The sequence below is a fragment of the Rhodococcus sp. WAY2 genome (assembly GCF_009859915.1).
Classification (GTDB): domain Bacteria; phylum Actinomycetota; class Actinomycetes; order Mycobacteriales; family Mycobacteriaceae; genus Rhodococcus_F; species Rhodococcus_F oxybenzonivorans.
In genome coordinates, this window is record NZ_CP046573.1 from 330,092 (window position 1) to 344,864 (window position 14,773).

At 69.6% G+C, this 14,773-nt stretch carries 14 protein-coding genes; 13 read left to right on the forward strand and 1 reads right to left on the reverse strand.

Annotation, left to right across the window (positions count from 1 at the left end; genetic code table 11):
* Positions 1-82: 82 nt before the first annotated feature.
* Together GFS60_RS31550 and GFS60_RS31555 are read left to right on the forward strand one after the other, a co-directional pair.
* Positions 83-250, forward strand: a complete 168-nt coding sequence (locus tag GFS60_RS31550) for a hypothetical protein (RefSeq protein ID WP_159928112.1) — start codon at positions 83-85, stop codon at positions 248-250.
* Positions 251-273: 23 nt separating this feature from the next.
* On the forward strand, positions 274-621 hold the full coding sequence (locus GFS60_RS31555) for a metal-sensitive transcriptional regulator (RefSeq protein ID WP_159929076.1): 348 nt from the start codon (positions 274-276) through the stop codon (positions 619-621).
* A gap of 24 nt (positions 622-645) precedes the next feature.
* Here GFS60_RS31555 and GFS60_RS31560 read toward each other — a convergent pair whose 3' ends face one another.
* Positions 646-1,038, reverse strand: a complete 393-nt coding sequence (locus tag GFS60_RS31560; protein WP_159928114.1) for an ArsR/SmtB family transcription factor — start codon at positions 1,036-1,038, stop codon at positions 646-648.
* Between the two features lie 144 nt (positions 1,039-1,182).
* Here GFS60_RS31560 and GFS60_RS31565 point away from each other — a divergent pair, with 144 nt between their 5' ends.
* The 11 genes from GFS60_RS31565 (at position 1,183) to GFS60_RS31615 (ending at position 14,694) form a co-directional block, all read left to right on the forward strand.
* The gene (locus GFS60_RS31565) at positions 1,183-1,590 is read left to right on the forward strand and encodes a four-helix bundle copper-binding protein (protein WP_159928116.1); all 408 of its coding nucleotides are present in this window, start codon (positions 1,183-1,185) and stop codon (positions 1,588-1,590) included.
* Between the two features lie 51 nt (positions 1,591-1,641).
* Positions 1,642-2,358: a DUF305 domain-containing protein gene (locus tag GFS60_RS31570; RefSeq protein ID WP_159928118.1), complete on the forward strand. Its 717-nt coding sequence runs from the start codon at positions 1,642-1,644 to the stop codon at positions 2,356-2,358.
* A 62-nt stretch (positions 2,359-2,420) separates the two neighbouring features.
* Positions 2,421-2,648: a heavy-metal-associated domain-containing protein gene (locus GFS60_RS31575; RefSeq protein ID WP_159928120.1), complete on the forward strand. Its 228-nt coding sequence runs from the start codon at positions 2,421-2,423 to the stop codon at positions 2,646-2,648.
* Between the two features lie 22 nt (positions 2,649-2,670).
* The gene (locus GFS60_RS31580) at positions 2,671-4,797 is read left to right on the forward strand and encodes a copper-translocating P-type ATPase (RefSeq protein ID WP_159928122.1); all 2,127 of its coding nucleotides are present in this window, start codon (positions 2,671-2,673) and stop codon (positions 4,795-4,797) included.
* Positions 4,798-5,460: 663 nt separating this feature from the next.
* A complete protein-coding gene (locus tag GFS60_RS31585) occupies positions 5,461-6,684 on the forward strand; it encodes an ATP-grasp domain-containing protein (RefSeq protein WP_159928124.1) in 1,224 nt (407 codons plus the stop codon).
* Entirely contained in the window at positions 6,681-8,438 is a 1,758-nt protein-coding gene (locus GFS60_RS31590) for an IucA/IucC family protein (RefSeq protein ID WP_236603587.1), read from the forward strand. Before GFS60_RS31585 ends, GFS60_RS31590 begins: the two co-directional genes overlap by 4 nt.
* Positions 8,435-9,700 (forward strand): MFS transporter, encoded by a 1,266-nt coding sequence (locus GFS60_RS31595; protein ID WP_159928126.1) that lies wholly within the window; start codon positions 8,435-8,437, stop codon positions 9,698-9,700. Before GFS60_RS31590 ends, GFS60_RS31595 begins: the two co-directional genes overlap by 4 nt.
* The gene (locus GFS60_RS31600) at positions 9,697-11,529 is read left to right on the forward strand and encodes an IucA/IucC family protein (RefSeq protein WP_236603588.1); all 1,833 of its coding nucleotides are present in this window, start codon (positions 9,697-9,699) and stop codon (positions 11,527-11,529) included. The genes GFS60_RS31595 and GFS60_RS31600 overlap by 4 nt, the downstream gene beginning before the upstream one ends.
* Entirely contained in the window at positions 11,526-12,839 is a 1,314-nt protein-coding gene (locus GFS60_RS31605; protein WP_159928128.1) for a type III PLP-dependent enzyme, read from the forward strand. The genes GFS60_RS31600 and GFS60_RS31605 overlap by 4 nt, the downstream gene beginning before the upstream one ends.
* A gap of 13 nt (positions 12,840-12,852) precedes the next feature.
* Positions 12,853-13,668, forward strand: coding sequence for an HpcH/HpaI aldolase family protein (locus GFS60_RS31610; protein ID WP_159928130.1), 816 nt, complete (start codon positions 12,853-12,855; stop codon positions 13,666-13,668).
* Between the two features lie 24 nt (positions 13,669-13,692).
* Positions 13,693-14,694: an ABC transporter substrate-binding protein gene (locus tag GFS60_RS31615; protein WP_159928132.1), complete on the forward strand. Its 1,002-nt coding sequence runs from the start codon at positions 13,693-13,695 to the stop codon at positions 14,692-14,694.
* Positions 14,695-14,773 lie beyond the last annotated feature (79 nt).

Here is a 14,773-nt window from a genome sequence, read left to right on the forward strand (position 1 = left end):
CAGGAAGCGCGGGGTGGGCGGCGCGTGCAGGCGCCGCCCACCCACATCCCGTCATCCCATGCACTCCCGGAAGGAGAGGACCATGTCCTCGGTGGCAACGACGTTGGTGCGGATCACCCGACACCCCGCGACCCGGGCGGCGGTGAAGTGCGCGGTGCTGTGCGCCGCAGGGGCGGTCGGCGCCCGCCTGGACGGCCCGCATCCCAGCGGGGATACCCCCAGCGGGCATAATCGGGGGTGCTCGACATGATCGTCGGATACCAGGAGGACACCATGGCCACGACTCCCACTCCCGCGGCCACCCACGCACCTGCCGAGACCGATGGCCACGACCACAGCGGCCACGGGTACATCACCGAAAAAGACGCCTACCTCAAGCGCCTCAAGCGCATCGAAGGCCAGGCCCGCGGACTGCAGCGGATGGTCGAGGAAGACAAGTACTGCATCGACATCCTCACCCAGGTCTCCGCGATGACCAAAGCCTTGCAGGCCGTCGCCATGGGACTGCTCGAAGACCACATCAGTCACTGCGTCGTCGACGCCGCCGTTGCCGGCGGTCCCGAAGCCGACGCGAAGATCAAAGAGGCCACCGACGCGATCGCCCGGCTCGTCCGTTCCTGAGCTCCGATACCGGTATGCCCGGTGTCAATCGTCATCGTCCGCGGCGTCGGTGCCGTCGGAAATCTCGATCAGACGGCGCAGGCAATGCGCGCGCAGCGGTTCCGGAAACCCGTCCGCGAGACGGTAATAGACGGTGCGGCCCGCCTTGCGGCGGGTGACCATTCCGGCGGTGCGCAGGATCCGCAGGGCGTACCCCACGGCGTCCTCGCCGAGGTCGAGGGTCAGGGCGATATCGCCCACACACAGTTCTTCGGCCAGGTCGAGCGCGTAGATCACCCGGGTCCGGGTGGGGTCGGCGAGCAGGCTCAGAATGCTGCTCAACCGGGCGGCGTCGTCGCGGCTGAGCAACCGCTCCCGGGCATGCGTCACCCGCTCCGGATCCACCGGGTGCCCCTCGGTGATGGACGCGTGACTCATGCACCCATTCTGACTCACGACACACCCGCCCCGCGGCCCGACCGACTGTTTACCCGTACGGGTTTACGGGTATATGGTGGCGGGGCCGACGTTGTTTCAGCGGCTTCCGCCGCCGACATGCCCCCTTCAGGAAAGGGAGTCATTGTGAGCACAGCCGAGAGAATGCTCGACAGCTATCCGAAGAATCTGGGGCACATCGACAAGGCGAAAGTTCTGGCCTGCATCGAGGCGTGTGTGGAGTGCGCGCAGACCTGCACGGCCTGCGCCGATGCGTGTCTGAGTGAGCCGTCGGTGGCCGACCTGACCGCGTGCATTCGCACCAACCTGGACTGCGCCGACATCTGCGAGACCACCGGGCGAGTGCTCTCCCGCCACACCGGTTTCGACCCCGATCTCACGGCCGCGGTCCTCGAAACGTGTGTCACGGCCTGTAGGTCGTGCGCAGATCGGTGTGCTGAGCACGCCTCGATGCACGAGCACTGCTCGGTCTGCGCCGATGCGTGCCGGCGGTGTGAGAGCGCCTGCCGCGAGCTGTTTACCGCACTCGACTGACCCCGTCTGTGTCACCGCATCCGCCGAAAGAAAGAGAGAAGGTAGTTGTCGATGAACAAGTCCCTCGCCCTCGGCGCCGCATCGGCGGCGCTGCTGCTCGCCCTGACCGCGTGCGGTGACTCCGGCACCGAGGAGAGCGCCGCGACCACCAACTCGGCCGCCACCACCTCGGTAAGTGCCGAAAACGGTGCCGCCGAGCACAACGACGCCGATATCGCCTTCGCGCAGGGGATGGTTCCCCACCACAGCCAGGCGATCGAGATGAGTGACCTGCTGCTCGCCAAGCAGGGGATCGACCCGCGGGTGGTCGACCTCGCGCAGCAGATCAAGGCCGCGCAAGGCCCGGAAATCGAGCAACTCAACGCCTGGCTGACCGCGTGGGGCGAAGGCACCGCGGCGACCACCACGACCGGCATGAACATGACCGAGTCCATGCCCATGGGCACCGGGATGCAGATGCCCGAGGCACCGGGTGTGGTACCGCCGGCGGGCACTACGGGGATGGACATGCCCGGGATGGAGAGCGGCGACGAGATGGAGGGGATGATGTCGGCCGAAGACATGGCTGCCCTGCGCGACGCCCAGGGCGTCGATGCCGCCAGACTCTTTCTCACCCAGATGATCGAGCACCACAAGGGTGCCATCACCATGGCCGAGGCCGAGGTGGAGGACGGCCAGAACGCTCAGGCGAAAGCGATGGCGCAGAACATCATCACCACCCAGCAGCAGGAAATCACCACCATGGAACAGATCCTGTCGACCCTCTAGACCGATATGCGGCTGCCCCACGACCCTTCCGTCCCGCGGTCGTGGGGCGGGAAGGACTTGTCGTGAGCATTACCAACACCTATGCGGTCACCGGGATGACCTGCGAGCACTGCGTCAAAGCCGTGCGTGAGGAAATCGAACAAGTCGACGGGGTGAGCGCCGTCGACATCGACCTCACGGTCGGCGGCAGCTCCCGCGTCGCCGTCACCGCCGACACGCCGCTGCCGCTCGATCAGATCCGCGGCGCCGTCGAGGAAGCCGGTTACCACCTCGCCACCACGGCAAGCTGACCCACACGATGAAGGATTGACGATGGCGCATCCGAGCGGGCATTCCGAGACCGGCGTCCACGCCGGTGATCACCGCCACCACGCGGAGCAGGCGGCCGAACACCACGGTGCCGGGCACGAGCACGGCGGACACGATCACGGCGGTGGCCGGGACAAACACAAAGGCCACGGCGCCCACGGGGAGGTGTTCCGCCGCAAGTTCTGGGTGAGCCTGGCCTTGTCGATCCCGGTGGTGATCTTCAGCCACATGGTCGCCGACCTCCTCGGCTACTCCATGCCCGAATTTCCCGGCGTGATGTGGATCGCCCCCGTCCTGGGCACGGTGATCTTCTTCTACGGCGGTATGCCCTTCCTCACCGGCGCCTGGAGCGAGCTGCAAGCCCGCCAGCCCGGAATGATGCTGCTGATCGGCATGGCCATCTCGGTGGCCTTCATCGCCTCCTGGATCACCACCCTCGAGCTCGGCGGGTTCAATCTCGACTTCTGGTGGGAGCTGGCCCTTCTCATCGTGATCATGCTGCTCGGGCACTGGCTCGAGATGCGCGCCCTCGGCTCCGCGTCCGGGGCGCTCGAGGCCCTCGCCGCGCTGCTGCCGGACACCGCCGACAAGATCACCGACGACGGCGTCATCGAGGTCCCGATCTCCGAGCTGACCACCGGTGATCTGGTTCTGGTGCGGGCCGGGGCCCGGGTTCCGGCGGACGGCACCGTCACCGACGGCGTCGCCGAGGTCGACGAATCGATGATCACCGGCGAATCCAAGCCCGTCCCCCGGGCGGTGGGCGACACCGTGGTCGCCGGCACGGTGGCCACCGACAGTGCCCTGCGTGTGCAGGTGTCCGCCGTCGGCGAGGACACCGCGCTGGCCGGGATCCAGCGGATGGTGGCCGACGCGCAGGAATCTTCCTCCCGCGCCCAGGCTCTGGCCGATCGGGCCGCCGCCTTCCTGTTCTACTTCGCCACCGTCGCCGGCATCATCACGTTCGCGGTCTGGACGCTGATCGGCAACCTCGACGAGGCGGTGGTCCGCACCGTCACGGTCCTGGTCATCGCCTGCCCCCACGCCCTCGGCCTGGCCATCCCGTTGGTGATCGCCATTTCCACCGAACGCGCCGCCAGGGCGGGGGTTCTGGTCAAGGACCGGCTCTCCCTGGAACGGATGCGGACCGTCGATGTGGTCCTGTTCGACAAGACCGGCACCCTCACCCAGGGCAAGCATGCCGTCACCGGAGTCGCGGCGAGTGCGGCCATCACCGAGGAGGATCTCCTCACGCTCGCCGCCGCGGTCGAAGCCGACAGCGAACACCCCGTGGCCAGGGCCATCGTCGCCGCGGCCACGGTTCCCGCCGGAGCGGGTAGCTCTGCCACCGATTTCCGGTCCCTGCCGGGCCGCGGGGTGAGCGCCACCATCGACGGCGCCGACGTGTCGGTCGGTGGACCGGCAATGCTCGCCGACCTCGGTATCACCGCGCCGCCCGAGGTCGCCGCGGCAACCCAGCCGTGGGTAGGCCGCGGCGCGTCGGTGCTGCACGTGGTACGCGACGGCGGCGTGGTCGGCGCCCTCGCACTCGAGGACACGGTGCGGGAAGAGTCCCGCCAGGCCATCGACGCCCTGCACCAGCGGGGCATCAAGGTCGCCATGATCACCGGTGACGCCCGGCAGGTCGCCGACGCCGTCGCCGCCGATCTAGGTATCGACGAGGTGTTCGCGGACGTGCTCCCGGAGAACAAGGACGCGAAGGTCGCCGAATTGCAGGCCCGCGGGCACAAAGTGGCGATGGTCGGCGACGGCGTCAACGACGCCCCCGCCTTGGCCCGAGCCGAGGTCGGCGTCGCGATCGGCGCGGGCACCGACGTAGCGATCGAATCGGCCGGGGTGGTGCTGGCCGCCGACGACCCCCGCGCGGTGCTCTCCATCATCGACCTCTCTCGGGCCAGCTACCGCAAGATGTGGCAGAACCTGGTGTGGGCCACCGGATACAACATCATCGCCGTCCCCCTCGCGGCCGGTGTGCTGGCCTTCGCCGGGGTCGCCATCTCCCCCGCCGTGGCGGCAGTGCTGATGTCGGTCTCCACCATCGTCGTCGCGCTCAACGCGCAGCTGCTGCGCCGGATCGACCTCGACCCGGCCCGGCTCGCCCGACACTGAACCGGGGCGAGCACCCCGACCCGCCTCTTCCTACGTTCTCCGGGGCAGAAGCGCCGACGCGGGCGGTGACCCCTCCGATCGCGCAGACTCAAGCGGCCCCCGACCCTCCCGAAAAAGGGAGTGCACCAGTCCCATCCGTCGGCGACGCAGCATTTTCACGGTTTCGGTCGAGACCGACGTGGGCCTCCTTTCGCGCGGTGTCATCACCACTGCGAACGCATCGGCCCCGCACGACATCAGCGGCGGGATGAACGGCGCTGCGACGGGCAGCCACGCTCGCTCGGATCCCCTGGCCGCCCAACCCCGAGGTGGGTCGCCGTGCGGGCGGGGATCCGCGAGGGGTGATAGCCGGGCCGTTGCCGGAGATGGCCGGAGCACATTCGGTGCCGTGCGGATCGGTCCGGAGCAGGCGAGCACCATCACCGGCCGCTGGTGACCCCTGTGAGGTATCACGTGGGTTTCTCAGTCCGCGTCCGGCTTTCGCGTCCAGGTCTTACCATCTTCGGCCGGTGAGCCGGGGCGGCTCACCAGTGATCTATCCCACTCTCGAAAGATTTGACGGGGCACCGGTCGGAAAAGTTAGGTAGGACTGCCACACCGAAGTTTGGTTAGCCTAGCCGAATTGTTCGGTTGTCCAGTTCATCTCGAGGTACGGAGCCCCGTTTGACCCTCTATCTCACCGCACTGAACCCGACCGACGCTGTCACGCAGGGTGTTCTGCCCGCCGCCGCCCGGCTGGGCTTGCGAACCGTGGTGCTCACCGATGACCCGGACGCGCACCGTACCCGTTACGCCGACCACCCGCACCCCCCGGCGGCCGTGGAATTGGCGGACGTACGCGAAGCGGGATCGGTGGCGGCACGGGTCTTCGCGCTGACGGAGCGGTACGGGCCTGCGACAGCGGTGCTGAGCAACAGCGACCATCTGCAAGCCGCGACCGCGCAGGCGGCCGAACTCCTCGGTCTGCCCGGCAAGGACTGGCGGGCAGCGCTGCGCTGCAAGAACAAATCCCTCACTCGACGCGCGTTGACCGAGTCCGCCCTGGACACCGTGGCCAGCGTGGAGATCGGCCCGGCGGACGACGTGCGCACCACTGCGGCCGAGCTGCCGTTCCCCGCGGTGATCAAGCCGCGGGAGGGCGTGGCGAGTGAGGACGTCCTGCTCGTCGACGACCTGGAAGGGCTCGAGGCCGAGGTGGCGCGCGTGCGGGCGCGGCGCGGCGCGGTCGCCCTGGTCGCCGAGGAATATCTACCGGGGGAGCTCTACACCTACGACACCCTCGGCGACGGTAAACAGCTGCACCATTTCGGATCCTGGCGAACCACCCTCGGCGCGCCACCGTTCTTCGCCGAGCACCGGCGGGAGTGGCATCCCCGTCTGCCCGCGGCCGTCGAAACCCACCTGCGGGCGCAACTGGCCGCCCTCGGTGTGGGTTTCGGGGCCTGCCACACCGAATTCGTCATCGACGGCGACCGCGCGCGGATCATCGAGGTCAATTACCGGCTGATCGGCGACACCATGGACCTGATCTGCGCCGAACTGCTCGGCATCGACCTGTTCGCCGAGCTGATCCAGCTTCACCTCGGACGGCCACTGCCCGGCGACCTGCCTGACCCAGTCAGGCTGGGGCGGCATGCGCGGATCGACTATGTCACCGCGGACCGGGCCGGCACACTCACCGAGGCACCGCCGACCCTGCGCACCGCACTGCCGGGCGGAATCAGCCTGGGACATCGGCAACTCCGCGAGATCGGGGTGAGCGCCCCCCTGCACGGCACCAACCGCGACTACCTCTCGGTGGTACACGCCATCGGACCCGCCCCTGGCCCGGTGGACACCGCGGTCGAGGACTACCTGGCCAGCCACACCTGGACGGTGACCGCGTGAGCACACTCGAACTCGTCGTCCCCGACACCGATGCGACGCCGGAAGCCGCACTGCTGCTCCGCGTGCTCGACACCCTGTTCCGGGAGGATCACCTCGGCATCCATACCGCCGGGGAACTGACCGGCGCTCCCGGCGACCGGTTCGGGCATTCCCTCTGGTGGCGGGCACCGTTGCCGGGTGGGCGGATGGTCCACCTGCCGGTGCGTCCGGACGGTTTCCTCGCCGACCACGCATTGGCCGCCGCCACAATCGTGGTCACCGACACCGCCGGCAGCGCCCACGAGGAGTCGAGCCTGACCGGCGTACTGGCCGCACTGGCTCCCCGGGACGACGCCGAGGCGGAGGCCGGGTGGGCGGCGTTCACCGAGGAATGCCGGCAGACCGCCGAGGTGGTGCGGTTGCATGTCACGGCCGAACCCGCCTTGCACGCCCGGGTGGCCACCGCCGACGGCGACGGGTTCGGTGGGCTGCTGCGGCACGAGGCACTGGCCGCGCTGCGCGATCATCCCGTGCACCCGACCGGCCGATGCCGCTGGGGCATGACCGCCGCCGAGGTGCGCAACTATGCCCCCGAATACCTGCCGACCTTCGCGCTGCGCTGGACCGCGGTTCCCCGTGAGCGGATGCGACTGTCCGCCGCGCTGACGGCCGGGCTGCCCGAGTGGTGGCCTACCGCGCAGGCGCTGGGCCTGCCCGCCGATCACCTTCCCGTGCCGGTTCATCCCCTCACCGTCGAACGCGAGGGCCTGGTCGTGGTCGCCGTGTCCGGCCCGGACGTGCTGCCCACACTCTCTACCCGCACGGTGGCGTTGGCCGGTGACCCTCGGGTGCACCTGAAGCTGCCGTTGCCGACCTCGACGCTGGGTCAGCGTAATCGGCGCACCATCAAACCCGGAACTCTGGCGAACGGGGACACCGTGCACCGGCTGCTAGGGGCGGTGCTCGAGCGCGAAACCACCCTGCGCGCTCGGGTGTTGCTGGCCGACGAGTCCTGTTGGGCGGACAGCGACGACGAACTGCTCGCGTTCCTGATCCGCCTCTACCCACCCGAGGTCGCCGATCACACGCTGGTGCCGGTCGCGGGGCTCCTCGCTGCCGATCCGGTCCGGCCCGGCCACCGGATGATCGATCGGCTGGCCGAGCAGACCCCCGGAGGAGACGTCCTTGCCTGGTTCGATGCGTACCTGACCGCACTGTTCGACTGGCACGTGGCGTTGTGGCTGCGTTACGGAATCGCACTCGAGGCGCACCAGCAGAACATCACGGTGGCGCAGGCACCTGGTGGCGCGCTGCGGCTGATCTACAAGGACAACGACAGCGGCCGGATCGATTGCGTGCGGCTGTCCGCCGCCCTCGGTCAGACCGTGCGGCCGCAGGACTTCACCGATCCCCGCCTGGCGATCACCGAGCCGTCCGAACTGGCCGACATGTTCACCACAATCACCCTGCATCTGTGTGTGGCCGCGCTGATCGTCGAGGAGTCCGGCGGCGACCGCCGGCGCCGGGTCGAGCTGTTCGACCTCGCTCGCACCCGACTCGAGGAGGCGCTGGGGCGCTGGCACGACCCCGGCGATCGCGGCTCGCATGCCGCCGCCGCACTGCTGCGCTCGCGGGTCCTCGACGCCGATCGGCTGCCGATCAAGGCGATGGTCACCGCCGGAACGCTGCTGCCCAAGCACCGACTCGACTGTTCCGATGTCAACAAGTACTACCTGCGGTGCGGGCCGAACTACCTCAGGGCGGGGCAGCCGTGACACCGCCCGGCCCACCACCGCTCGAGGCGGTCGACCGGCCCACGCCGACCACCGGGCTGCGCCGCGGACACGTCGGCGCCATCGCGGTGTCGCATTGCGCCACCTCCTTCGCCGCGCTGGGCCTGCCGCCCTACCTGTCGCAGTTGTTACCCGAACTCGGTGACCCGCACGCGCGGTGGGCGGGGCTGCTCTACGTCCTTCCCACCCTCTGCACCGCCCTGTCCGCACCCGTCTGGGGTCGGCTGGCGGACCGGTACGGGCGCAAGCGGCTGCTGGTGCGCGCCCAGCTGGGACTGATGCTGGCGTTCGGGATGGCGGCGCTGGCCGAGAGCATCACCACGTTGGCCATCGCGCTTGCCGCGCAGGGCCTGCTCGGTGGAACCTATTCCGCCAGTACCGGTTACCTGGCCGCGGGACTGCGCGGTCATGCCCTGGCCCGGGGGCTGGCGATGATGCAGATCTCGGCCCGCACCTCGTTGGCGGCTGCCCCGGTCGTGGTCGGAGTGCTGTCCACCACCCTCGATATCCAGCAGATGTACGGGCTGGCTGCGTTGTTGCCGGCAGTGGCCGCGGTCGCGGTCATGCTGCTTCCGGAACCGACCGACGGCGGCAAGGCCGATGACCGGGCCGCGGAGTCGCCGCCGCCCGGCGAGAAGGACCGACGCATCACCGTCGCCGGCCTCGGCCTGGCCGAGGCCGGGTTCGTGTTGGTCACCGTCGTGACCTACCCGTACTTCCTCCCACTCCTCGCTCAGGTCGCGCCGGGCCTCCCACCGGTGGCCGGAGGACTGTTGTTCGCCGCCCCGCACGTGTGCTACATCGTCGCCTCCACACCGGCACTGCGTTGGCTCCGGGACCGCGCGAGGACGGGCTTGATCGCCGGTTACGGTCTCGCCGCCGCCTCCGCGGTGACCCATCTGGTGCCCGTGCTCCTCCCGTCGGCGCCCGGTCTGGTGTTCGTACTACTCGGCCGAGTGCTACTCGGTGCGGCCCTCACCTTCGGGCTGACGTCGCTGTCCCTGCTCGCCGCCGAAGCGGTGGCCTCGCGCCGACCCGGCCGACTGTTCGGCACGGTCGAGGCCTGTTCCAAGGGCGGCGCCGTGGTGGCCGGAGTCAGTGCCTCCGCGCTGGCCGCGGTCGGCGCGGGCGCCCCACTGGTCGTGTCCGTCGCCGCCGGAATCGCACTCGCGGCCGGCGTCACCCGCTTCACCGCATCCCGATCCCCTCTCCCGCACGACGATTCCGAACGGAGTTCGCTGTGACCCACCCCCTTGCTCCCGCCCCGTATCTCACGGTGCCGGCCGCCTCGCACACCCCCGCCGGCTTGATTTCGGCACATACCCTCCTCGGCTGCCTCGTGCGTGAGGTCACCGGGCCGGACGGCCAGACCGCGATCGATTCCGACCATCTGCTGATCCGGCTGCCGCACACCGGCGAGCTGCTCCGGGCGCGGCTGCACCGGATTTCCACCGTGGGCGCGCATCGGTTCGACGGTCCGGTCGAGCAGCACGACGAGGAGGCCGGTTGGATTGCGGTCGAACTCGACACGCTGGCGGCGTTGATCGCCGCCGAACTGACCGCCCGCACCGGCTACGGTAACGACGAATTCACCGGACAGGTCCGCGCGAGCCGCGATGCGCTGGACGACATCCTCACCTCCCGTCCGGCCCACCCGCAGCGACCGACCACCCAGCCCGCCGCCGACTACCTCGATTCGGAACAGGGACTGATCGCCGGCCATGCCCGTCATCCCGCCCCGAAGTGGCGCTCGGGTGATCCGGGGCAGTGGCGGCGTCACTCCCCGGAGACGCGGACCTGTTTCCCGATGCACTGGCTCGCTGTTCCCGAGGAACTCGTCCACGAACACGCCGCGGGCGGCGACTTCGACCGGCACGCCGAGACCGCGACGCTTCTCGGCCCCGAACGCGAACGGGTGCCGGCCGGCTGCCGCCCACTTCCGGTGCACCCGTGGCAATTTCGGTTGTTATCCACCGATCCCCGGCTCGGACCGGTGCTGGGTGCCGCGCTCGCCGACGGCGCGGTACACGACCTCGGCCAGTGCGGTGCCCCGCTGCATCCGACTGCCAGCGTGCGGACCCTGTACCAACCCGAGGCCGATGTCTTCCTCAAGACGAGCCTGCATGTGCGGATCACCAACTGTCTACGCAAGAACGCCTCCTACGAACTCGCCGGCGCCGTCGAGCTGACCCGCCTCCTGACCGAGCCGTTCGCCGAGGTCGCGCGCGCACACCCCGGGTTCGGGTTTCTCCCCGAACCGGCCGCGCGCAGTGTGGATCTGCCGGACCGGTACGGGTCGGCGCAGGCGCGGCACGAGCTGTTGGAGGGGTTGGGGGTGATTGTCCGCGCGGGGATATCCGGCCACCTCAGCCCGGGAGAACGGGCGCACCTGGCCGCGACCCTGGCCGCCGGACAACCCGACTGCGTGGGCACCCGAACCCGACTGGCCGATCTCGCCGAGGCCGGCGGCACCGCCGACCCGGTGCACTGGGCCCGCCAGTGGTGGCAACGCTATCTGGCGCTGCTGGTGCCACCGGTACTTCGCCTGTGGGCCGAGTACGGCATCGTGCTCGAACCTCACCCACAGAATGTGCTGGTGGTGGTCGCCGCCGACGGAATGCCGACCCGGGTGCTGGCCCGCGATCTCGAGGGAACCAAGCTGCTCGCCGACCGGCACACCACCACCTTGGCGGGATTGCCGTCCGATCTGGCCCACGCCGTGGCCTACGACGAGGAACGCGGCTGGAACCGGATCGCCTACTGCCTGTTCGTCAACCACCTCACCGAGATGGCCGGCGCCCTGGCCGACCTCGCCCACGGGTCCGCACCGCACATGTGCCGGTTCGAGGACGAGCTCTGGGACACGCTGGGGGAGGCGGTCGCCCACGCCAGCGTCGAGCTCGGTCACCCGCCGCGGCTGCGGGCGCTCCTGGCGGGAGTGCCGCTGCCGGCCAAGGCCAACCTGCTGGTGCGGTGGGCCCGCGACGCCGACCGCCGTGCCGGGTATGTGCCGTTCGCCAACCCCTTCGGGACCGATCCGACCGACCCCAACCCTTTCGGAGGCAATCGATGACGCGCACCGCCCCGTATCCCCCGGCCGTCGCCGCCGAACCGTACGTGGTCCCCGCCGGAACCCCGGTCACCGCCGCTGTTGCGGCGGCCGCCCGGACCCTGGGCACCGAGGGCGCACTGCCCGCCTATCTCTACGACCTGACGGCTCTCGACGCGCACGTCTCGGCGGTCCGCGCCGCCTTCGACGCCACCGATACCCGGATCGAACTCCTACATGCGGTCAAGGCCAACCCGGATCCGGAGCTGTTGACGGTCATCGCCCGGCACGTGCACGGCTTGGAAGTCGCCAGCGGCGGCGAATTGGCCCACGTGCGCCGGCACCTGCCCTCCACACCATTGGCTTTCGGCGGCCCCGGCAAGACGGACGCCGAACTGTCGGCCGCGCTGGCCGCCGACGTGGACTGCTATCACGTCGAGAGTCTGCACGAGGCGCGCCGGCTGGACGCCGCCGCCCGGGCAGCCGGCCGAACCGCCCGGGTGCTGCTGCGAGTCAACCTGCCCTCACACTCTCCGGCCGGTGGTGATGCCGCCCTGACCATGGGCGGGGTGCCCAGTCCGTTCGGAATGGATCCCGCCGAAGCCGATGCGGTCGCCACCGAACGTGGACAGCTGCCCGGGATCGAGGTGATCGGGATTCACGCCCACCTGGCCAGCGGGCACGACGCCACCGGGTGCGCCGGCCTCGCCGAGACGGTATTGGCCTGGGCCGGGCACTTCGCCCACCGGCACGGCCTGGCGCTTCATCAGGTCAACGTCGGCGGCGGTATGGCGGTGGACTATAACCGGCCCGACCGGCTCTTCGACTGGGCGGACTATGCTCGGCGACTCTCCCGGATCGTGGCCGCCTCCGCTCCCGATACCGGCCGACCCCTCACCGTTCGCATCGAACCCGGACGCGCGGTGAGCGCCTACTGCGGGTGGTACGCCACCCGGATCCTCGACCTCAAACGCAGCCAAGGTGACTGGTTCGCCGTCTGCGCCGGAGGCACCCACCACCTGCGCACCCCGGCGGCCAAGGGACACGACCAACCGCTGGCCGTGCTGCCGGTGCGCACCTGGGACCACCCCTGGGCCCGACCGTCGGTCTCCGACGAGGCGATCACCTTCGTCGGCCAGCTGTGCACCCCCAAGGACGTACTCGCCCGGCAGGTACCCGTGCCCACGCTGGCGGTGGGTGATCTGGTGGTCTTCGCGATGGCCGGGGCGTACGCGCACAACATCAGCCACCACGACTTCCTCATGCACCCCGCCCCCACGGTCGTGCACCTTCCGCGCCGCCGCGATCCCCACCAACCCGGCTCACGCCCCTAAAGGAGGACGACACATGCTGCGCCCCAATGCGGTCAAGCACGCGCTCGCGGCAAACCGGGAGGTGTACGGGCTGTACTGCTCGACCCCCGACCCGGTACCGGTGGAGATGATCGGCTGCACCGGTTACGACTTCGTCATCCTCGACACCGAGCACACCCTGGTCGACCCTCAGCAGCTCGAGTCGCTGATCCGCGCTGCCGAGGCCGTCGATCTGACCCCGTTCGTGCGGGTGCCGGAGGCCGATCCCGGCGCGGTGCTGCGGGCGCTCGATGCAGGGGCGATGGGAATCGTGGTGCCCCACGTGCGGAATCGGCACGGTGTGGACGAGGCGATTCGGGCGGCCCGGTACCACCCGGAGGGCATGCGTTCGCTCGGCGGCGGTCGCATGACCGGTTTCGGCCGTATCGACTCAGCCGAGTACATCCGGCTCGCGAACGCCGAGATCATGGTCATCGCCCTGATCGAGGACGCCGACGGGGTGGAGGCGATCGACGAGATCCTCGCCGGCGGTGGTGTCGACCTGGTGCTGCCCGGCCCCGGTGATCTGTCCCAGTCCTACGGCGTGCCCTGGCAAACCCGGCACCCGTTGGTCACGGCAGCTATCGAACGCATTCACCGGTCCTGTCTCGAACACGGGGTGCCTTTTGCGGCGATGGCCCGCACCCCGGAGAACCACGCCAGGTGGCGATCGGAAGGGGTGACCGCGTTCGTTCTCGGCGAGGAACGCGACCTCGCCGCGCAGGCCCTGCGCCGGCACCGCGATGTCGTCACCGGGTCCGGCCCTGGCGAGCCGGCCACACCCCCTCCTGTTAAGGTAACCCTACCCTAATTATCTTCTCTCCGTGGAGGTTTCATGTCTTTTTTCTCGCGCGTCCTGACGCGACGCCCGGCGGCGGTGGCCGCCGCCGTGGTGCTGGCGGCGACGCTGGCTGCGTGCGGCTCACCCGGGGGCGGCGACGCCGACTCGGGGTCGGGCACGTCTGCGGCCGGCGGCTCGGAGGCGGTGTTCCCGCGCACCGTGCAGCACCATCAGGGTGAGACGGTGATCGAGGCCAAACCCGAACGGGTGGTGGCCTTGGACAACAGTTTGGTCGAAGCGGTGGTCGCACTCGACGCCCCGCTGGTCGGCGGCATCGGCTCCTACCGTGACCAGTCGGGATTCCCCGAGTACCTCGGTGACGCCGTCAAGGACACCAAGGACGTCGGCCCGTTGGCGACGCCGGACCTGGAGGCGATCGCGGCCCTGCAGCCGGACCTGATCGTGTCGGCGAGCGTGCGTCACGAGGCACTCTACGACGAGCTGTCCGCGATCGCCCCGACGGTGTTCGTCGAGACCACCGGCCCGATCTGGAAGCAGAACATTCGCGACCTCGGTACCGCCCTGGGTGAGGAGGACAAGGCCGCGGAGGTGCTCACCGCGTACGAGACCCGCGCAGCCAAACTCGGCAAGGCGATCAACGACAAGGCCGGCAACCCGACGGTGTCGATGGTCCGGTTCGTCGACGGCCCGACCCGCCTGTACGCGAACAAATCGTTCAGCGGAATCGTCTTCAAGGACATGGGCCTTGCCCGGCCGGCGGACCAGGCCGTAGATGCCTTCAGCGTGGAGATCGGTGAGGAGGAAATCCGCAAGGCCGACGCCGATCACATCTTCGTCACCGTGTTCTCCGGCGCCGAGGCGACCGCCGAGAGTTTCCGCCGCAATCCGCTGTGGGGCGGACTGAAAGGCGTGCAGGCGAACAACGTGCACCAGGTCGAGGACGCCATCTGGATGACCTCGGTCAGTCTGCAGGGTGCGGACCTGATGATGGACGACATGGCCGAAATCTTCGGGGTGGATCCGATGAAACCCTGATTTCGCACTCGCGGATGCATCGGCGCCCGTCCTGCCTACCCGGCGGGGCGGGCGCCGCCGCACGGTACCGGCGGGGGCC

What these genes read in the sequence shown, in the direction of transcription:
- GFS60_RS31550 (WP_159928112.1), top strand. Translation starts at nt 83, where the DNA reads ATGTCCTCGGTGGCAACGACGTTGGTGCGGATCACCCGACACCCCGCG.
- GFS60_RS31555 (WP_159929076.1), top strand. Translation starts at nt 274, where the DNA reads ATGGCCACGACTCCCACTCCCGCGGCCACCCACGCACCTGCCGAGACC.
- GFS60_RS31560 (WP_159928114.1), bottom strand. Translation starts at nt 1,038, where the DNA reads ATGAGTCACGCGTCCATCACCGAGGGGCACCCGGTGGATCCGGAGCGG.
- GFS60_RS31570 (WP_159928118.1), top strand. Translation starts at nt 1,642, where the DNA reads ATGAACAAGTCCCTCGCCCTCGGCGCCGCATCGGCGGCGCTGCTGCTC.
- GFS60_RS31580 (WP_159928122.1), top strand. Translation starts at nt 2,671, where the DNA reads ATGGCGCATCCGAGCGGGCATTCCGAGACCGGCGTCCACGCCGGTGAT.
- GFS60_RS31605 (WP_159928128.1), top strand. Translation starts at nt 11,526, where the DNA reads ATGACGCGCACCGCCCCGTATCCCCCGGCCGTCGCCGCCGAACCGTAC.
- GFS60_RS31610 (WP_159928130.1), top strand. Translation starts at nt 12,853, where the DNA reads ATGCTGCGCCCCAATGCGGTCAAGCACGCGCTCGCGGCAAACCGGGAG.
- GFS60_RS31615 (WP_159928132.1), top strand. Translation starts at nt 13,693, where the DNA reads ATGTCTTTTTTCTCGCGCGTCCTGACGCGACGCCCGGCGGCGGTGGCC.